The 19,046-nt window shown below is 58.1% G+C and carries 14 protein-coding genes; 7 read left to right on the top strand and 7 right to left on the bottom strand.

Annotation, left to right across the window (positions count from 1 at the left end):
- The first annotated feature begins 265 nt into the window (after positions 1-265).
- Together DW58_RS17620 and DW58_RS17615 are read left to right on the top strand one after the other, a co-directional pair.
- Positions 266-1,615 (top strand): NCS2 family permease, encoded by a 1,350-nt coding sequence (locus tag DW58_RS17620; protein WP_024548659.1) that lies wholly within the window; start codon positions 266-268, stop codon positions 1,613-1,615.
- A gap of 143 nt (positions 1,616-1,758) precedes the next feature.
- Positions 1,759-3,405 carry a Na+/H+ antiporter gene (locus tag DW58_RS17615; protein WP_024548658.1) on the top strand — a complete coding sequence of 549 codons (1,647 nt, stop codon included), beginning with the start codon at positions 1,759-1,761 and terminating at the stop codon, positions 3,403-3,405.
- 27 nt (positions 3,406-3,432) lie between these two features.
- Here DW58_RS17615 and DW58_RS17610 read toward each other — a convergent pair whose 3' ends face one another.
- Complete coding sequence (locus DW58_RS17610; protein ID WP_024548657.1) at positions 3,433-4,323, bottom strand: LysR substrate-binding domain-containing protein; 891 nt, start codon at positions 4,321-4,323, stop codon at positions 3,433-3,435.
- A 385-nt stretch (positions 4,324-4,708) separates the two neighbouring features.
- Between DW58_RS17610 and DW58_RS17605 the strand changes: the two genes are divergently transcribed.
- The 4 genes from DW58_RS17605 to DW58_RS17590 all read left to right on the top strand — a co-directional run bounded on the left by DW58_RS17605 (position 4,709) and on the right by DW58_RS17590 (position 9,557).
- Positions 4,709-5,860 carry a polysaccharide export protein gene (locus tag DW58_RS17605; protein WP_024548656.1) on the top strand — a complete coding sequence of 384 codons (1,152 nt, stop codon included), beginning with the start codon at positions 4,709-4,711 and terminating at the stop codon, positions 5,858-5,860.
- Positions 5,860-6,297: an arsenate reductase/protein-tyrosine-phosphatase family protein gene (locus DW58_RS17600; protein WP_024548655.1), complete on the top strand. Its 438-nt coding sequence runs from the start codon at positions 5,860-5,862 to the stop codon at positions 6,295-6,297. The genes DW58_RS17605 and DW58_RS17600 overlap by 1 nt, the downstream gene beginning before the upstream one ends.
- 18 nt (positions 6,298-6,315) lie before the next feature.
- On the top strand, positions 6,316-8,454 hold the full coding sequence (locus DW58_RS17595) for a polysaccharide biosynthesis tyrosine autokinase (RefSeq protein ID WP_024548654.1): 2,139 nt from the start codon (positions 6,316-6,318) through the stop codon (positions 8,452-8,454).
- A gap of 179 nt (positions 8,455-8,633) precedes the next feature.
- Positions 8,634-9,557: a hypothetical protein gene (locus DW58_RS17590; protein WP_024562496.1), complete on the top strand. Its 924-nt coding sequence runs from the start codon at positions 8,634-8,636 to the stop codon at positions 9,555-9,557.
- A gap of 32 nt (positions 9,558-9,589) precedes the next feature.
- Here DW58_RS17590 and actP read toward each other — a convergent pair whose 3' ends face one another.
- From actP to acs, 3 genes are all read right to left on the bottom strand, one after another.
- Positions 9,590-11,239, bottom strand: a complete 1,650-nt coding sequence (gene actP, locus DW58_RS17585; RefSeq protein WP_024548652.1) for a cation/acetate symporter ActP — start codon at positions 11,237-11,239, stop codon at positions 9,590-9,592.
- Complete coding sequence (locus DW58_RS17580; RefSeq protein ID WP_024548651.1) at positions 11,236-11,550, bottom strand: DUF485 domain-containing protein; 315 nt, start codon at positions 11,548-11,550, stop codon at positions 11,236-11,238. The genes actP and DW58_RS17580 overlap by 4 nt, the downstream gene beginning before the upstream one ends.
- Positions 11,551-11,636: 86 nt before the next feature.
- Entirely contained in the window at positions 11,637-13,595 is a 1,959-nt protein-coding gene (gene acs, locus DW58_RS17575) for an acetate--CoA ligase (RefSeq protein WP_024548650.1), read from the bottom strand.
- A 422-nt stretch (positions 13,596-14,017) separates the two neighbouring features.
- Here acs and gltP point away from each other — a divergent pair, with 422 nt between their 5' ends.
- A complete protein-coding gene (gene gltP, locus DW58_RS17570) occupies positions 14,018-15,331 on the top strand; it encodes a glutamate/aspartate:proton symporter GltP (RefSeq protein WP_024548649.1) in 1,314 nt (437 codons plus the stop codon).
- A 64-nt stretch (positions 15,332-15,395) separates the two neighbouring features.
- Here gltP and phnO read toward each other — a convergent pair whose 3' ends face one another.
- The 3 genes from phnO to DW58_RS17555 all read right to left on the bottom strand — a co-directional run bounded on the left by phnO (position 15,396) and on the right by DW58_RS17555 (position 18,580).
- Positions 15,396-15,830: an aminoalkylphosphonate N-acetyltransferase gene (gene phnO, locus DW58_RS17565; protein ID WP_024548648.1), complete on the bottom strand. Its 435-nt coding sequence runs from the start codon at positions 15,828-15,830 to the stop codon at positions 15,396-15,398.
- 178 nt (positions 15,831-16,008) lie between these two features.
- The gene (locus tag DW58_RS17560; RefSeq protein ID WP_024548647.1) at positions 16,009-17,559 is read right to left on the bottom strand and encodes a methyl-accepting chemotaxis protein; all 1,551 of its coding nucleotides are present in this window, start codon (positions 17,557-17,559) and stop codon (positions 16,009-16,011) included.
- Positions 17,560-18,244: 685 nt separating this feature from the next.
- On the bottom strand, positions 18,245-18,580 hold the full coding sequence (locus DW58_RS17555) for a zinc ribbon domain-containing protein YjdM (RefSeq protein WP_024548646.1): 336 nt from the start codon (positions 18,578-18,580) through the stop codon (positions 18,245-18,247).
- Positions 18,581-19,046 lie beyond the last annotated feature (466 nt).

Genomic DNA, 19,046 nt, shown 5'->3' with positions numbered 1-19,046 from the left:
TGCCGTTATTTTGGCGAAACGGCGCAAATTATGTTTGAAAACCCCGCCAATAACACAGGATAATCGTTTGCCTGCGACAGCGCTCCTCGCTCATGCGTCGGGCGCTGTTGATGTGTAGCCGTCTTCTGTATGCAGAGTTAAACGTTTGCTTTTTTGCGATCCGCCTTTGGACTGCAACGCGGCACGGGACCGAAACGTTTAATCGGCAGCGGGTTGTCCACTGCATACCGGAGCAAACGATAATAATTTCAGGGGATGTTTCACTATGTCTACGCCTTCTGCGCGTAACGGCGGTTCACTCGACGCCTGGTTCAAAATCTCTGCACGCGGCAGCACCGTGCGTCAGGAAATCGTTGCGGGTCTGACGACCTTCCTCGCGATGGTCTATTCCGTCATCGTGGTGCCGGGAATGCTCGGCAAAGCCGGTTTCCCACCTGCGGCGGTGTTTGTTGCCACCTGTCTGGTGGCGGGCGTGGGGTCAATCCTCATGGGCCTGTGGGCCAACCTGCCGCTGGCGATTGGCTGCGCGATCTCCCTGACCGCGTTTACCGCGTTCAGCCTGGTGCTCGGCCAGCAGATCAGCGTGCCGGTTGCACTCGGGGCGGTATTCCTAATGGGCGTGCTGTTCACCATCATCTCCGCCACCGGTATTCGCAGCTGGATCCTGCGTAACCTGCCTCAGGGCGTGGCGCACGGTACCGGGATCGGCATCGGCCTGTTCCTGCTGCTGATCGCCGCCAACGGCGTCGGCCTCGTGGTGAAAAACCCACTCGACGGCCTGCCGGTGGCGCTCGGCCACTTCGCCAGCTTCCCGGTGATCATGTCGCTGATCGGTCTGGCGGTGATTATCGGTCTGGAAAAACTCAAGGTGCCGGGCGGAATTCTGCTGACCATCATCGGTATTTCCGTGGTGGGCCTGATTTTCGATCCGAACGTGCACTTCTCCGGCCTGTTCGCGATGCCGTCTCTGAGCGATGAGAACGGCAATTCGCTGATTGGCAGCCTCGACATTATGGGCGCCCTGAACCCGGTGGTGATCCCAAGCGTGCTGGCGCTGGTGATGACCGCGGTGTTTGACGCCACCGGCACCATCCGTGCGGTGGCGGGCCAGGCGAACCTGCTGGATAAAGACGGCCAGATCGTCGACGGCGGCAAAGCGCTGACCACCGACTCCCTGAGCAGCGTGTTCTCCGGGCTGGTGGGTGCTGCACCGGCAGCGGTTTACATCGAGTCTGCGGCCGGTACCGCGGCGGGCGGCAAAACCGGTCTGACGGCGCTGACCGTCGGCGTGCTGTTCCTGCTGATCCTGTTCCTGTCGCCGCTCTCCTACCTGGTGCCGGTCTACGCGACCGCGCCTGCGCTGATGTACGTGGGTCTGCTGATGCTGAGCAACGTGGCGAAAATCGACTTTGCCGACTTCGTGGATGCCATGTCCGGGCTAATCACCGCGGTGTTTATCGTCCTGACCTGTAACATCGTTACCGGGATTATGATCGGCTTCGCCTCGCTGGTGATTGGCCGTGTGGTGAGCGGGGAGTGGCGTCGCCTGAACCTGGGCACCGTGCTGATCGCCGTTGCGCTGGTGGCGTTTTATGCGGGCGGATGGGCTATCTGATCCGCGGCGTTTACCTTTCGATGCGGGCTTCGGCCCGCATTTTTGTTTTTAAGGCACATCCGGTTTCCATTATGTTTCGTGTGATGTTTTATCATTAACAGTGACAGGTTAAATGTTTAAGCAACATCACATTCAGGGAACGCATGGAAATCTTCTTCACAATCCTCATCATGACCCTTGTGGTCTCACTCTCCGGGGTGGCAACGCGCATGTTGCCGTTCCAGATCCCACTGCCGCTCATGCAGATCGGCATCGGGGCCATCCTCGCCTGGCCAACCTTTGGGCTGCACGTCGACTTCAACCCCGAACTGTTTCTTGTGCTGTTTATTCCGCCCTTGCTGTTTGCCGACGGCTGGAAGACGCCGACGCGTGAGTTCCTCGACCACGGGCGAGAGATTATCGGCCTCGCGCTGGCGCTGGTGCTGGTCACCGTTGTCGGCATCGGCTTTCTCATTTACTGGCTGGTGCCGGGTATCCCGCTGATCCCCGCCTTTGCGCTGGCGGCGGTCCTTTCGCCAACGGATGCCGTGGCGCTGTCCGGTATCGTCGGTGAAGGACGTATTCCAAAGAAAATCATGGGTATCTTGCAGGGCGAGGCGTTGATGAACGACGCCTCCGGCCTGGTGGCGCTGAAGTTTGCCGTCGCGGTGGCGATGGGAACCATGGTGTTTACCGTCGGCGGTGCCACGGTTGAGTTCCTCAAGGTGGCGATTGGTGGCCTGCTGGCCGGTATCGCCGTGAGCTGGCTCTATGGCCGCTCCCTGCGCCTGCTCAGCCGCTGGGGCGGTGATGAGCCGGCCACCCAGATCGTGCTGCTGTTCCTGCTGCCGTTCGCGTCTTATCTGATTGCCGAGCATATCGGTTTTTCCGGTATCCTGGCGGCGGTCGCGGCCGGGATGACCATCACCCGCTCCGGCGTGATGCGTCGCGCGCCGCTGGCGATGCGTCTGCGCGCCAACAGCGTCTGGGCGATGCTGGAGTTCGTGTTTAACGGCATGGTGTTCCTGCTGTTGGGCCTGCAATTGCCGGGGATTATGGAAACCTCGCTGAGCGCCGCCGAAGCCGATCCGAACGTCGAGATGTGGATGCTGTTTACTGATGTGCTGCTGATTTACGGCGCGCTTATCGGGGTACGCTTTCTGTGGCTATGGGTGATGAAGCGCTTTAGCCTGCGCTTTCTCAAAAAGAAACCGATGGAGTTTGGCAGCTGGAGCACGCGTGAACTGCTGGTCTCCTCGTTTGCCGGGGTTCGCGGGGCGATTACTCTTGCAGGTGTGCTCTCCATTCCTCTGCTGCTGCCCTCCGGCGAGCCTTTCCCGGCGCGTTACGAGCTGGTCTTCCTGGCCGCGGGAGTCATCCTGCTGTCGTTGTTTGTCGGGGTGATTATGCTGCCGTACCTGTTGCAGAACGTCGAGCTGCCCGATCCGGGGAAAGCGCGTAAGGAAGAGCGCATGGCGAAATCCGCCACGGCCGACGTCGCGATTGTCGCCATTGAGAAAATGGAGCAGCGGCTGGCGGCGGACGTGAACGAGAATATCGATAATCAGCTGCTGAAAGAGGTCAGCTCGCGCGTCATCGGGAACCTGCGTCGTCGGGCCGACGGGCGTAACGATGTGGAAAACACCGAGCTTGAGGAGAACCTTGAGCGACGCTTCCGCCTCGCGGCGCTGCGCTCCGAACGTGCCGAACTGTACCACCTGCGCGCCACGCAGCAGATCAGCAACGAGACAATGCAGAAGATGCTGCACGACCTCGATCTGCTCGAAGCGCTGCTTGTCGAGAATAAATAAGCGATACGGGAACGCGGGGCGAACGCGCTACGTTTCCGACGCGGGCCAGAACGTCTGGCAGCAGGCAATCCACGCCCGCGTACTGTTCGACAGCCACACCCCGTCGCGCCAGAACAGCACCAGCTCCCAGCGCAGCGGGGAATCCAGCGGCAGCCAGCGAAGCGCTGCCGCATTCAGCGACTCACAGACCGGCGCGGGCACGATAGCCACGCCCATGCCGGCCTGCACCATCTCCACCAGAAAATCCCACTGATTGCTGCGTACCGCGACCTCAGGCGTAATCGACTGCCGGGCGAAGTCTGCCATCAGCTGCTGGTTCAGCACTGTCTCTTCGCTGCACAGCAGCAGCGGGTAGCGCGCCGCCGTCGCAATATCGACGCTTTTCCTGTCCAGCCAGCGCCCCGAGCGCGGCACCAGCGCATACAGCGGATGGCTGAAAAGCGTCAGCGCCGCAAAACCCTGCTTTTGCTCCACCGGGCTGGAGGTCAGCGCCGCGTCCAGCGTCCCGTTGAGCACCGCCTCGCGCGCGGCGGCATCGTCATGCTCGGTGATTTTTACCGTTACGCCGGGATAGCGCTGGCGATAGAGGCTGACCGGCCCGGCAATCTGCACGCCGGGCAGCGGCGATACCCCGAGGCGCAGGGTTCCGGTATTCATCTGACCAATATCTTCAAGCGCGTTTTCCAGCTCGCGCAGCTCCGCCAGAATGGTTGCCGCATGTTCGTACAGCACCTGGCCGCTGGGGGTCAGCATCAGCTTACGACCGTCGCGGATCAGCAGCGTTGACCCCACCTCCTCTTCGAGATTGCGCAGCATTTTGCTGATGGTCGGCTGGGTAACGTAAAGCGCATTCGCAGCCTGGGTGTAGCTCTGGCGGTGAACCACTTCAACGAAATAACGCAGTGTTTTGATATCCATATGCGCGCCCGGTGGGAAAGAGTGCGCCATTTTAATTCATATTCAGTCTGAATGATTTTGCGCTTGTTATCATTTTTAAAAATAATTAAGTCTATTCCTGGTAATTCATCAGAATGAAGAGTATTTCGCTGTGTAGATGGCGGGTAAGCCGCATTAAATATTTCGTCTGTGCTTAACGGACTGATAATTCTGTCTAATGCAGAAAACAATTAAAGCCTGGGTTTTATTTAAAACATAACTGCGGTCAATTTAATTTATCCTGTAAACTCTTAATTTCACAGAGGGATATCTTTATTGATTGCTTTCCTGACGGGATTTAATTAATTTCACCGCTTTCATTCTGACCTGAACCCCTGGCGCTTTCCGCGCGAGACTTTTAACTATTATGGCAATAAATTTAAAACATTATCTTGCGATAATGCTGTCTGCATTTGTCCTGCAGGGCTGCACGCTGGTGCCCGGCAGTCATATTTCCGTCCACAATAAAAAAAGTGAGCCGCAGACGACAAGCGCTGCGGGGGATATTAATGCGGCTATTAGCGTGGTGCCTGTTACCCCGCAGCTGCTCTCCAGCCTGGCGGTGAAAATACCGGTTGCGCAGGCCAATTCGGCGCTGAATGAGCAGATTTCGCAGTATCAGTATCATATTGGTATTGGGGATATCCTGATGGTGACGGTGTGGGATCATCCGGAATTAACGACCCCGGCGGGGCAATACCGCAGCGCGAGCGATACCGGCAACTGGGTGCAGCCGGACGGGGCCATTTTCTACCCCTACGCCGGCAAGGTATCCGTGGCCGGGAAAACCATCGCAGAAGTGCGTGAGTCGCTTACCTCACGGCTTGCGCCCTGGATTGAGCAGCCCCAGGTCGACGTCAGCGTCGCCGCGTTTCGCTCGAAAAAAGCCTACGTCACCGGAGAAGTGAAAAACTCCGGCTCGCAGCCCGTGACCAACGTGCCGCTTACCATCATTGACGCGATTAACCAGGCGGGCGGTCTGACCGACAGCGCCGACTGGCGCAACGCGGTGTTTACCCATAACGGCAAAAAAGAGCTGGTGTCGCTTCAGGCGCTGCTCAAATCCGGCGACCTGACCCAGAACCGCCTGATGCAGGACGGCGACATCCTGTATGTGCCGCGTAACGACGATCAGAAAGTGTTTGTCATGGGAGAAGTGAACAAGCAAACCACGCTGAAAATGGACAGCAGCGGCATGACCCTTACCGAAGCGCTGAGCCAGGCCGAGGGGATTAACCAGAATGCCGCAGATGCCACCGGCGTGTTCGTTATTCGCAGCAATCCCGGCAGCACCGGGGCCGCTAAGCCAGCGGAGAAGATCGCCACGCTCTATCAGCTGGATGTCTCGGATGCCAGCGCGCTGGTACTGGGCACCGGCTTCCAGCTGCAGCCCTACGACATTGTCTATGTCACCACGGCACCGATTTCGCGCTGGAATCGCGTCATCAGTCAGCTCGTGCCGACCATCAGCGGCGTGCATGACATGACGGAAACCACCCGCTACATCAGGCAATGGTAATGATTGGATCGGTGCAGGTGATCTGTATTGGCAACGTATGCCGTTCACCGGTGGCGGCGCGGCTGCTTCAGCGCGCCGTGCCGGGTCTCAGGGTCGCATCCGCCGGGCTGAATGCGGTGGAGGGCGCGCCAGCGGACAGCATGATGCAGGCGCTGGCGGCCGAACAGGGGCTGGATCTCAGCGACCATCGGGCGGTGCAATTTTCGATGGCTGACGCCGCGCACTACGATCTGCTGCTGGTGATGGAGCAGGACATGCGGCGGCGGCTACTGCGCGTAAACCCCATGCTGTGTGGAAAGGTCAAACTTTTCGGCCAGTGGTTAACCGGCGACCGCGATATTGCCGATCCCTATATGAAAAGCCGCGAATTCAATATCTCAATATTTATGCGCATGGAAACAGCCGCAGCAACCTGGAAAGCTATTTTTTGCCCGTAACGGGCGGTGAGATTCATTATGTTAACTGACAACAGATCCGATACGCAAAATATCGATCTCCTCGATCTTGTTTTTGAACTGCTGCGTAATAAACGCCAGATCGCCATTATTACCGCGGCGAGCATGCTCGCGTTCGCTATTTATGCATTTTGCGCCACCCCGGTTTACCGGGCCAATATGCTGATTCAGGTCGATGAGTCTTCCAGCCAGACGCTGCTGAACCGCATTACCGATAACATGATGGGCGATACCCAACACGCCGCCACGGAAATCGGGCTATTACAGTCGCGCATGGTGCTGGGTAACGTCAGCAAATCGCTGGGCATGTTGACGGATATTAAACCCAACGGCTTTGTTGACCGTCTGCTGTGGCGGGAGGCGGACAACGTCCCTGCGCCCGTGGCCATCCCAACGCTGGAGGTTCCCCCGGAGTACATTAACGTTCCGCTGGCGTTTCGTGTGGTGACGCCCGAAAGCTGGACGCTGACGCTCCCGGAAGGCGAAACCCTGAGCGGCCACCTCAATCAACTGGTGAAGCAACACGGCGTTACGCTGCGGGTGACGCGTATCGCTGCGCAACCCGACAGCGAGTTTACCGTGACGCGGCTGTATGAGCTGGATGTGGTCAACGGCCTGCTTCAGCGCCTGACCATTGGCGACGTGGGCAAAGAGAGCGGCCTGCTGTCGGTGCAGCTTACCGGGAGCAGCAAGCTGCACATCGTGCGCGTCCTGAACGCCATTGGGCAGTTCTACCTGGAGCAGGGGCTGGCGCGCAAGGCGGAAGAAACCACCAAACGCCTGAAGTTTGTCGATGATCTGCTGCCCGGCATCGATAAGCGGCTGAATGACGCCATCGCCAGCCTGCGTGATTTCCAGCAGCAGAATGAGTCGGTGGATATGTCGCTCGAAGCCAAAGCGGCGCTGGACACCACCACCGCGCTGCAAACGCAGCTCAACGATGTGCTGTTCCGCAAGGCGGAGATCTCCAAGCTCTACACGCCGGGTCACCCGGTGTCGCGCTCGCTGGCGGAAAAAGAGACGGTGCTGAAGAAGCAGCTCTCTCAACTCAACAACAACATCTCCACGATGCCGCGCAAGCAGCAGGAAATTTTAAAGCTGACCCGCGATGTGCAAACCAGTCAGGAGATCTACACCCAGATGCTGACGCGGCGCCAGGAGCTGCAGATCATGCAGGCCAGCACGGTCAACAACGCGCGCATCGTCGACCCGGCGGTAGCGGAAACGCGCGCCATCGCCCCGAAAAAAGCCCTGCTGTGCATGCTGGGGATGCTGTTCGGGCTGATGGTCTCCTGCGGCTGGGTGCTGTTTAAAAAGGCGATGCGCAATGCTCTGTCGTCGCCGGCGATTATCGAAGAGACCGGGCTTGAGGTGCTGGCGATGGTGCCGGTCAGCAAGTGGCTTCGCGATCAGAATCGCAAAATCTCCAGCAAAATGCGGCTGCGCTCGCGCACCCTGCTGGCAAAAGAGAACTCAGCGGATATCGCTGTTGAGGCGATTCGTAATTTGCGCACCAGCATTACCCTTGGTCAGAGGCACAAATCCGACTCGATTATCGTGGTGACCAGCGCCATCTCCGGTGCCGGGAAATCCTTCATCGCCAGCAATCTGGCGGCGGTGCTGGCGCAGGCGGATAAGCGCGTGCTGCTGATTGACGCCGATCTGCGCTGCGGAACCCAGCATAATTTGTTGGCCTGCGCCCAGACGCCGGGGCTGGCGGAAGTGCTCCACGGCAAGCTCTCGTTTCAGGATGCGCTGCGTGACGGGCCGGAAGCAGGTATGAAAGTGTTGACCTGTGGACAGTACCTCACGCGCTCCTCCGAGCTGCTGATGCATAGCGCGCTGGCGGACGGGCTGAGCTGGGCCCGGGTACACTTTGACTATGTGATCATCGATACCCCGCCGGTGCTGCCGATCACCGATGCGGTGATCCTCGCTAAGCAGGCCGGGCGCGTGATTATGGTGGCGGGCTACCACAAAGAGTCGCAGCAGGAGTTTGTACAGGCGGTAAAACGCTTTGAAAACAACGGCGTGACGCTGTTTGGCGCGGTGCTGAACGGCATCGAATCTGACAGCCAGTATGGGTACCGTTACGAGGCGTTCCACTACGGTGCGCCGTCGTCGGAACCGGTAAGTTGATCGCCGCGTACTGCCTTTCTTTTCCTTTTTGCGTCAGGCTTGCCTGGCGCTTTTTTTTGCCCTTTTTGCACTATTTCGTCCGTCTCTGCGCTTCCCACTTGCAGACGCTTTTTCTCTTGCTACTATTCACGCGCGTTATCGCATCACGTCTGTTCAGCCCCTCCGCGCGGAAATACATAATGACTGGTTTTAAAGAGATGATGGTCGGCCTGCTGTTTATCAGCGGTACCAGCATGGCGCAGTGTCGTCACGCCGGCGAATCGACCGAGCTGAGCGGAACCTTTGTTCGTGAGGAGACGACCGACAGCCTGCTGCTGGATGCGCCGCTGACGTGCGTAGGCGCCGAGCGCGGGCAGCAGCTGACGCGCATGACGCTGCGCTTTTCCGGTGAACGGCCTGGCCCGGAGGAGATCCCGGATGACAGCGAAGTGCTGGTGGACGGCGTATTCGACACGGGAGTGGCCACCGGCGAAGCGCGCGTGAAGGTCACCGATATCATTTCGCTGGAGGATGATACTCCCGGCGACCCACCGATGAGCGCCGCCGACAAAACCGCGCTGGTGGAAGCATTCACCCATTTTCAGCAGGCGGTGCGCGACAGAGACAGCGCCCGGCTGGCGACGTATCTGGCGTTTCCGGTAGCGGGCGAAACCGCGCCGTTTCTTGGTGAAAGGGCGGCGCGCCTGGCGCCGGGCGAAGCCGATGCCCCGCTTACCGCTTCACGCTATCGCCGCTATCAGCGGGAGATACTTGAGGCGTTACAGCCGCTGGCGGGTATCCGGGTCGATGTCCCCACGCTGCGCTTTGATGAATATCGCCTTAACGCTCTGACGCCCGCCGAGCAGGCGCGGGAGTACAGTCCCGACCCTGAGGATGAAGAGAGCTGGTATTACCAGGAAAACGGGAAACGTCATCGGGTGGGCGGGGTATGCGATCGGGTCAGCAACGCGATGCTCTATGACACGGCGCTTATGGTGACGATGGGTATGGATGCGAACCTGACGCTGCCAGGAAGCGCCGAACGCTGCGAGTTCCAGGATATCTTTTTCTTCACGCTGGTAAACGGCGAAATGAAGCTGGTGAATGCGACATCGGCGGGGTAAAAATTCCCGGCCCGTGAAGGCCGGGAGAGAGGTTAGTGGGCACGGCCCTGGTCGATGCCGATACCGGTCTGAGAACGAATAAACTGGGCGCGGAACAGCTCACGCTCGCGCAGCCCGTCCGCACTGTTATCGGTAATAGAGAACAGCCAGATACCGATAAACGCCACCGCAATCGAGAACAGCGCCGGGTATTCATACGGGAAGACCGGTGCCGCATGGCCTAAAATCTGCACCCAGATTGTCGGGCCAAGCACCATCAGCACCACCGCCGTCAACAGCCCCAGCCAGCCGCCAATCATCGCCCCGCGCGTGGTCAGGCGTGACCAGTACATCGACAGCAGAATAATCGGGAAGTTACAGCTTGCCGCGATGGAGAAGGCCAGGCCCACCATAAAGGCGATGTTCTGATTTTCGAACAGGATGCCAAGCAGAATGGCGATGATGCCGAGCACCAGCACCGTGATTTTCGACACCCGCAGCTCATCCCGCTCGCTGGCACCGCGACGGAATACGTTGGCGTAGAGGTCGTGCGACACCGCCGAAGCACCCGCCAGCGTAAGCCCAGCCACGACCGCCAGAATGGTGGCAAATGCCACGGCCGAGATAAAGCCGAGGAACAGGTTGCCGCCCACCGCGTTGGCCAGATGCACCGCTGCCATGTTGTTGCCGCCGATAAGCGCGCCCGTCGCGTCTTTAAACGCCGGGTTAGCACCGACCAGCATGATGGCCCCGAAGCCGATGATAAAGGTCAGGATATAGAAGTAGCCCATAAAGCCGGTGGCGTAGAACACGCTTTTACGCGCTTCGCGGGCGTCGCTCACGGTAAAGAAGCGCATCAGAATGTGCGGCAGACCGGCGGTCCCGAACATCAGACCGAGACCCAACGACAGGGCCGAGATCGGATCTTTCACCAGCCCCCCAGGACTCATGATCGCCTCGCCCTTCGGATGAACCGCCATGGCTTCGCTGAACAGATTGCTGAAGCTAAAGCCCACGTGTTTCATCACCATAAACGCCATAAAGCTGGCGCCGAACAGCAGCAGCACGGCTTTGATGATCTGCACCCAGGTGGTGGCCAGCATGCCGCCGAACAGCACGTACATCACCATCAGCACGCCCACCAGCACCACGGCGACGTGGTAATTCAGGCCGAACAGCAGCTGAATCAGCTTGCCCGCGCCGACCATCTGAGCGATGAGATAGAGCGCCACGACGACCAGCGAGCCGCAGGCGGAAAGCACGCGAATCGGGCCCTGCTTCAGGCGATACGAGGCGACGTCGGCGAAGGTGTATTTTCCGAGGTTGCGCAGTCGCTCCGCGATCAGGAACAGGATGATCGGCCAGCCGACGAGAAAGCCGAGCGAGTAGATCAGCCCGTCGTAGCCAGAGGTGAATACCAGCGCGGAGATACCGAGGAACGAGGCCGCGGACATATAGTCCCCGGCGATCGCCAGGCCGTTTTGCAGGCCGGTGATGTTGCCGCCGGCGGTGTAATAGTCGCTACGGGTGCGGGTGCGTTTCGACGCCCAGTACGTAATCCCGAGGGTAAACGCGACAAACACCACAAACATGATGATCGCCTGCCAGTTGGTCGGCTGACGCTGCACCGCGCCGCTGAGGGCATCGGCGGCGCTGGCGGTGAAGGGCGCAAGGGCGGCGAGCGCCGTCAGGAGTCTCTTCATGGCGCGTTTACCTCGCGGATCACAGCATTGTTCAGACGGTCGAATTCACCGTTGGCGCGCCAGACGTAGATACCGGTCAGGGCAAAGGAGATGAGGATTACGCCCACGCCAATGGGGATACCACGCGTGACGCTGGTGCCGGCATGCAGCGGCGTTCCAAGCCAGGCGGGTGCGAAGGCAATGAGCAGAATGAAGCAGACGTAAATCGCCAGCACGATAAGCGACAGGATCGTGGCGAAGCGCTGCCGTTTCGCGACCAGCTCTTTAAAGTGCGCATTATGTTCTATCCGCTGATAAATGGTGTCATTCATCACAGAATCTCCAGAGGGGTAGGGTAAGGGTTTTTTATTGTGTTTTACCCCTCTCCCGGCGGGAGAGGGGGCAGGTCAGTGACGGGTCAGGATGGCATAGCGATACCCTGCTTTTCTTCGAGCAGTTTCTCCACCACGCCCGGATCGGCGAGGGTAGAGGTATCACCAAAGTTGCTGGTATCGCCCGCGGCGATTTTGCGCAGAATACGACGCATGATTTTGCCGGAGCGGGTTTTCGGCAGTGAGTCGGTCCAGTGCAGTACGTCCGGCGTGGCAAGCGGGCCAATCTCTTTACGCACCCAGTTACGCACCTCGGTATACAGCTCCGGGGTCGGCTCTTCGCCGTGGTTGAGCGTAACGTAGGCGTAAATCGCCTGGCCTTTGATGTTGTGCGGAATGCCAACCACCGCCGCCTCGGCGATTTTCGGGTGCGAGACCAGCGCGGATTCAATCTCGGCGGTGCCAAGACGGTGGCCGGATACGTTCAGCACATCGTCCACGCGGCCGGTGATCCAGTAGTAGCCGTCCTCGTCACGTCGCGCGCCGTCGCCGCTGAAGTACATGTTTTTAAAGGTCGAGAAGTAGGTCTGCTCGAAGCGCTCGTGGTCGCCGAACAGGGTGCGCGCCTGGCCAGGCCAGGAGTCGGTAATGGTCAGGTTGCCTTCGGTCGCCCCGGAGAGCGGATTGCCCTCGTTGTCCACCAGCGCCGGTTTCACGCCAAAAAACGGACGCGTAGCCGATCCCGCTTTCAGCTCGGTGGCGCCGGGCATGGGCGTAATCATGAAGCCGCCGGTTTCGGTCTGCCACCAGGTGTCCATCACCGGGCACTTCTCGTTGCCGATTTTCTTCCAGTACCACTCCCAGGCTTCCGGGTTAATCGGCTCGCCGACGGAGCCCAGAATACGCAGCGAGGAGCGATCGGTACCCTCAATCGCTTTATCGCCTTCCGCCATCAGGGCGCGGATCGCGGTGGGAGCGGTATAGAGAATATTGACCTTATGCTTATCCACCACCTGCGCCATGCGCGCCGGGGTCGGCCAGTTGGGCACGCCCTCGAACATCAGGGTGGTTGCCCCGCAGGCCAGCGGGCCGTAGAGCAAATAGCTGTGGCCGGTGACCCAGCCCACATCCGCGGTGCACCAGTAGATATCCCCCGGATGGTAGTCAAACACGTATTTGAAGGTGGTCGCGGCGTACACCAGGTAGCCGCCGGTGGTGTGCAGTACGCCTTTGGGCTTACCGGTTGAGCCGGAGGTATAGAGGATAAACAGCGGATCTTCGGCGTTGACCTCCACCGGCTGGTGATGGCTGCTGGCCTTTTCGTTCAGCTCGTGCCACCACAGATCGCGCCCCTCCTGCCAGGCGATGTCCGCACCGGTGCGTCTGAACACCACCACGTTTTCAATGGTGGTGACGTTTGGGTTCTTCAGCGCATCGTCCACGTTCTTTTTCAGTGGGATGGTGCGCCCGGCGCGTACGCCTTCATCGGCGGTGATCACCAGCTTCGAGCTGGAGTCGATAATGCGCCCGGCCACGGCTTCGGGCGAAAAGCCGCCGAAAATCACCGAATGCACCGCACCAATGCGCGCGCAGGCCAGCATCGCAACGGCGGCTTCCGGCACCATCGGCATATAGATCGCGACCACGTCGCCTTTTTTAATGCCCAGTTCGGTCAGGGTGTTCGCGAAGCGGCAGACCTCGCGATGCAGCTCGCGATAGGTAATGTTCTTGCTCTGGCTGGCGTCATCGCCTTCCCAGATGATGGCGATGCGATCGCCGTTGTCATGCAGATGGCGATCGAGGCAGTTTGCCGCCAGGTTCAGGGTGCCGTCTTCATACCATTTGATGGAAATATTGCCGGGAGCGAAGGAGGTGTTTTTGACTTTGCTGTAGGGGGTGATCCAGTCGAGGATTTTGCCTTCCTCACCCCAGAACGCGTCAGGATCGTGAATCGAGAGCTGGTATTTCGCCTCATACTGCTCCGGGGTGATCAGGCAATGTTCCGCAATAGCGGCGGGAATAGGGTGTTTACGGATTTGGCTCATGGCTGTTTTTCTCCTTGTAGGATGTTAATGATATGTCACGGAAAGGTTAATTGCGGAAGGGGCGTTGGGCTTTGTTTATTATTTGCGCGACAGATCACGCTCTGCCTGAATCGTATGAAAATTCAGCATATGAATCTTTGAAGGGAAATAGTTCTGAGAGGGAATGATTTGATAGCGCGCAAAATAAAAATAAATCATAACAATTAGTTATGACACGACATGGATATAAACTCGCGCTTTAAAATAAAAAATCAGTGAAATACCCTGTTCTTAAAGGGTTGCGCAGGATGCCATGCAAATGGTACTGATTATGCGCGTTAAAAATCCCACATATTACCCGCATTAGTCATACCCCTTTTTCGTTGTGCCGAATGTCCACGGACACTCCGGGGCGTGGCCATGAGATTCAGGAAGTAACGTTTATGAAAAACCGTAAATTCAGCCTGGCCTGGCAAATTTTGCTGGCCCTGGTGCTGGGTATCATTCTGGGTAGCGTCCTTCACTACCAGACCGACAGCCGCGACTGGCTGGTGACAAATCTGCTGTCACCCGCTGGCGATATCTTTATTCACCTGATCAAAATGATCGTCGTGCCTATTGTTATCTCCACCCTGGTCGTCGGTATTGCTGGCGTCGGCGACGCCAAACAGCTTGGCCGTATCGGCGCAAAAACCATCATCTATTTCGAAGTGATCACGACGGTGGCAATCATTCTGGGTATCACGCTGGCCAATGTGTTCCAGCCGGGTAGCGGAATTGATATGTCCCAACTGGCAAGCGTGGATATTTCGAAATACCAACACACCACGGAAGAGGTGCAGAGCCACTCCCATGGTCTGATGGGAACCATTCTCTCGCTGGTGCCGACCAACATTTTCGCCTCCATGGCGAAAGGCGACATGCTGCCGATTATTTTCTTCTCGGTGCTGTTCGGCCTCGGGCTGTCGTCTCTGCCGTCTACCCACCGTGAGCCGCTGGTGACGGTGTTCCGCGCCGTCTCCGAAACCATGTTCAAAGTGACCCACATGATCATGCGCTATGCGCCGATCGGGGTGTTCGCGCTGATCTCCGTGACCGTCGCCAACTTCGGCTTCGCCTCGCTGTGGCCGCTCGCCAAGCTGGTGATCCTGGTGTACATGGCGATCCTGTTCTTTGCGCTGGTGGTGCTGGGCGCGGTGGCGCGTATGTGCAACCTGCGGATAATGACGCTAATCCGCATCCTCAAGGACGAGCTGATTCTGGCCTACTCCACCGCCAGTTCAGAGAGCGTGCTGCCGCGCATTATTCAGAAGATGGAAGCCTACGGTGCGCCGCCGGCTATCACCAGCTTCGTGGTGCCGACCGGCTACTCGTTTAACCTCGACGGTTCCACGCTCTATCAGAGCATCGCCGCCATCTTTATCGCACAGCTCTACGGCATTGAGCTGTCACTCACTCAGGAAATCATCCTGGTGCTGACGCTGATGGTGACCTCAAAAGGCATCGCCGGTGTACCGGGAGTATCGTTTGTGGTGCTGCTGGCGACGCTGGGTAGCGTGGGCATTCCGCTGGAAGGGCTGGCGTTTATCGCAGGCGTGGACCGTATCCTCGATATGGCGCGTACCGCACTGAACGTGGTGGGCAACGCGCTGGCCGTGCTGGTGATTGCCAAGTGGGAACACCAGTTCGACGCGAAAAAGGCGCAGGCCTACGAACGCGAACTGTTCGGCAAGTTCGATAAAACCGCCGGTAACTAACCCGCCTTACGCACCGTCTGCCTGATGGCAGGCGGTGCGCTCTGCTGTTTTCCTTCCTTTATAGCTATAGCGCGCGGGTAAACCGGAAATGGGTTTGCTGGTAGCCTTCACGCTCGTAAAAACGGTGCGCCTCTTTACGCGCCACGCCGGTAGACAACTCGGTCATCTCGGCACCCGCTTCGCGTGCCTGCTCGTGAGCCCACGCCAGCAGCTGCTTGCCGATACCCTGGTCGCGCACGTTGGGCATCACCACCAGTTCCTGAATCTCACCAATCCAGTTCACATGATGCAGATGAAACTGCATATGCAGGCCGATGAGGCCCACCGGCTGTCCATCCAGCAGGGCCAGCTGATAGCGGCGATTATGGTCCTGAAGGTTGGTGGCAAAGCCGATATTGAACGCCTGGCGGTCAAACTCCTGCTGTTTCAGTTCGCAGATCAGGGCATAAACCACATCGGCATCATCAAGGGTGGCGAGGCGTAATTCACAGTCGGGCATGGTTCCTCCTTCGGCGGGCGGGGGGCGGGGAAAAGCTAAACGTCATCCCAGACTGTAGCAGAGCGGCAGACGGTATGGGGTTCATACAGTCCGAATCTCCCCTTACGGCGCCGCAGTGAAAGGACACGGGCGCGGCGTACCGCCATCAGAACGGACGGTACGCCGCAGCCCTGCGGCATCAGGCCTGGCGGAACACCGCTACCGCATCCACCAGACGCGTCGCCTGCTGTTTGACGGTCGCAGAAGTTTTGGCCCCGGCCTGCACCAGCTCGGCGTTCTGCTGGGTGATATCGTCCAGCTCGTCCACCGCACGCGTCAGGTCGCTCAGCCCCTGTGCCTGATGCACGGTGGCGGTGCTGATCTGCCCGATAAGCTGGGTGACGTTTTTGACCTGCTCCACGATATCGCCCATGGTGCGTTCGGCGGTCTGCACATGCTCTGCGCCCGACTCCACTTTGTCCTTGCTGGCGTCGATAAGGCGGCGGATATCGCTGGCAGCGGTCGCACTGCGGCTGGCCAGGTTGCGTACTTCACCTGCCACTACGGCAAAGCCTTTCCCTTGCTCACCGGCGCGAGCCGCCTCAACCGCCGCGTTGAGCGCCAGGATGTTGGTCTGGAAGGCGATGCTGTCGATAAGCGAGGTGATGCTGCCGATCTCTTTGGTACTGGAGGCGATCTGCGTCATGGTGGCGATCAGGGTTTCCATCGCTTTACCGCCGTTCATTGCCGCCGAGCTGGCTGCCTGCGACAGTTTATCGGCCTCGCTGGCGGTGTTGGTGTTGTCCTGAACGCTGCTGGCCAGATGGGTCATGGTTTCCAGCGTCTGCTGCACGTTGGTGGCCGTTTGCCGGGTACGCTCGTTGAGATCGTCGTTGCCCCGCGCCAGCGCCTCACTGCCGTTGCGCACGTTAAACACCTGGCTGCTGACGTCGTTGACCAGCCAGCGGAACATCAGTCCAGACTGGCTGATGGCGCGCAGCGTAACGCCGATTTCGTCGGCGCGCTGCACGTGTTCGACGCTGTGACTGGCCCCGGTGGCGACGTTCAGCGCCTGCTGGCAGAGCCGCTCAAGCGGGCGCGTAATCTGCCACTCCATCCAGACAGCGACCAGCAGGCAGAGCAGCGCCACGACGGCAAACAGCGTGCAGGCCTGGGTAAACGGCAGCGCCATGCCCCAGAGCAGCAGCGCCATTAGCGGCTGCACCGCCAGCAGCGGCAGACGCACCCGCCAGCGGAGCGGCAGGGTTTTAAGCAGGCTCAGCCCGCTGGTGAGTCCTTTACGCACCAGCAATCCGCGCTGCAATACGCGGCCTTTGAGGGTGCCGCGGTTCATCGCATCGTAAAGCCGCTGGGCCTCGGCGGTCTCCTGCGCGCTGGCTTTGGTCCGGATCGACATATAGCCGATGGTGTGACCGTCGCGCACAATCGGTACGGCGTTGGCGCGAACCCAGTAGTAATCCCCGTTCTTACGCCGGTTCTTGACCAGCCCGGTCCAGGGCTCGCCCTTTTTCAGGGTGGCCCACATATCGGCAAAGACCTGTTTCGGCATATCGGGATGGCGCACCAGGTTATGAGGTTGATTGATCAACTCGTCGCTGGTGAAGCCGCTCGCGGTGATGAAACTGTCGTTGGTATACGTAATATAACTTTGGGTGTCCGTGGTGGACATTAATGTCGCATTATCTTCAAGAATATATTCTGTATCGGTTACAAAAGAAGCGCTGCGCATTTTTATACCTGCCTGCAAAAAAAGGGTGCCCCGAAGGGTGCTCACCTTATTTTCGGCTGAAAGGTAATTTGCTTTAATTTTAAAGAGTGATGGAGATCGATTTTTTAATTTCTGAGGGGCAGGGCAGGCGACAAGCAAAAAATAGATTGTTAAGCGGTGCTAAATAAAATATTAGCCATGCTTTATATTGTTGATTTTAATGGGTTTTATCGCTAATGGCTGCGGCGGCATTAGTTATATAATCATAAATATAGCTGAAAGCCCAGCGCTTTATTTATTACTAATTATCCAGATCCCGCGAGAATTATTTTCATTCAATAAACAGTGATGCCGCGATATTAATTTCCCGCGCGCTCTTTTTTCCGGCGTGGGATGAAGTGTGTCACGTTCTGCGCATTTTGCCGGGCCTTTGTCGCCCGGTGGGCGCATCACCGAACGCCACGCTGCACGGCGCTATTTTACGTGTTGTCGCCAGCACGGGCAGGAACAGGCACGTCTGATGACTTACGTGAAATATTTTAATGCGAAACGGGTGCGGCGCAGATATAGCGCCGGCACACAGCCATTAAGGTGCGGCGAAAAGCGATACGGGCGCGTAATACGCTCCCCAAACCGTAAAACGCCCCTGCTGCACGAGGCATCACAGGGGCGTTGAGCGGCGCACGGCGTGCGTCCAGCCGTAAAATCAGTTCTTTTTGACGAACTCAGATTTGAGTTTCATCGGCCCAAAACCATCGATTTTGCAGTCAATGTTGTGATCGCCTTCTACAAGGCGGATATTCTTCACTTTGGTACCGATTTTCAGCATCGAAGAGCTGCCTTTAACCTTTAAATCTTTCACGACCGTAACGCTGTCGCCGTCCGCCAGCAGGTTGCCGTTCGCGTCCTTCACGATAAGCGCATCACTTTCGCTCTCTGCCGGCGTGGTGCTCCACTCGTGGGCGCACTCGGGGCAGACGTACATGCCGTTGTCTTCGTAGGTATACGCGCTGTTGCATTTCGGGCAGTGTGGCAGTTCCATGTTATTCACCTCGCTGTAGGGATAGCTGCGCAAAAGGCTGATTTCAATCGACTCAGCCGCTGAGCGCTGCGAAAAGAAAGCATTATACCGGAAAACCCTGCCGAAAAAGGGACTATTTTTTGCCTGTGTGGTGCAATCCTGCCCGCCTGCGTGAGATTAAAAGGATTGATGTGTAAATTCAGGAATGCGATACATATATCGTGTTTTATTCCCGATGAATGCTATTCTGGCCATTATTACCCCTGAGCAATTATTTTACTTTTCTTCTGGCGGGCGCTCATGTAATTTGCCTGCGGATAAATGTATAACGACTTTCTGCGCGATTTAGTATAATTGCGCGCATTTTCTTTTTTTCAAACATGTCACAGGCGAGGCAGCGCGTAACCAGGACGGCTATTCATGCCTGACATTCAGTTCTTCACATCTCTCGTCGGCATTAATGCACAAATACATGCTGGCAGGGTGG

It is taken from the genome of Siccibacter turicensis LMG 23730 (genome assembly GCF_000463155.2).
Lineage (GTDB): Bacteria > Pseudomonadota > Gammaproteobacteria > Enterobacterales > Enterobacteriaceae > Siccibacter > Siccibacter turicensis.
Note: the sequence above shows the minus strand (reverse complement) of the source record. Positions and strands in the feature narration are given on the sequence as shown.

Bases quoted from the DNA above. Each gene is read 5' to 3' on its own strand.
- DW58_RS17595 (WP_024548654.1), top strand. From the start codon at position 6,316: ATGTTAACTGACAACAGATCCGATACGCAAAATATCGATCTCCTCGAT.
- DW58_RS17590 (WP_024562496.1), top strand. From the start codon at position 8,634: ATGACTGGTTTTAAAGAGATGATGGTCGGCCTGCTGTTTATCAGCGGT.
- gltP (WP_024548649.1), top strand. From the start codon at position 14,018: ATGAAAAACCGTAAATTCAGCCTGGCCTGGCAAATTTTGCTGGCCCTG.
- DW58_RS17620 (WP_024548659.1), top strand. From the start codon at position 266: ATGTCTACGCCTTCTGCGCGTAACGGCGGTTCACTCGACGCCTGGTTC.
- DW58_RS17605 (WP_024548656.1), top strand. From the start codon at position 4,709: ATGGCAATAAATTTAAAACATTATCTTGCGATAATGCTGTCTGCATTT.
- actP (WP_024548652.1), bottom strand. From the start codon at position 11,239: ATGAAGAGACTCCTGACGGCGCTCGCCGCCCTTGCGCCCTTCACCGCC.
- DW58_RS17600 (WP_024548655.1), top strand. From the start codon at position 5,860: ATGATTGGATCGGTGCAGGTGATCTGTATTGGCAACGTATGCCGTTCA.
- DW58_RS17610 (WP_024548657.1), bottom strand. From the start codon at position 4,323: ATGGATATCAAAACACTGCGTTATTTCGTTGAAGTGGTTCACCGCCAG.
- acs (WP_024548650.1), bottom strand. From the start codon at position 13,595: ATGAGCCAAATCCGTAAACACCCTATTCCCGCCGCTATTGCGGAACAT.
- DW58_RS17580 (WP_024548651.1), bottom strand. From the start codon at position 11,550: ATGAATGACACCATTTATCAGCGGATAGAACATAATGCGCACTTTAAA.
- DW58_RS17555 (WP_024548646.1), bottom strand. From the start codon at position 18,580: ATGGAACTGCCACACTGCCCGAAATGCAACAGCGCGTATACCTACGAA.
- DW58_RS17560 (WP_024548647.1), bottom strand. From the start codon at position 17,559: ATGCGCAGCGCTTCTTTTGTAACCGATACAGAATATATTCTTGAAGAT.
- phnO (WP_024548648.1), bottom strand. From the start codon at position 15,830: ATGCCCGACTGTGAATTACGCCTCGCCACCCTTGATGATGCCGATGTG.
- DW58_RS17615 (WP_024548658.1), top strand. From the start codon at position 1,759: ATGGAAATCTTCTTCACAATCCTCATCATGACCCTTGTGGTCTCACTC.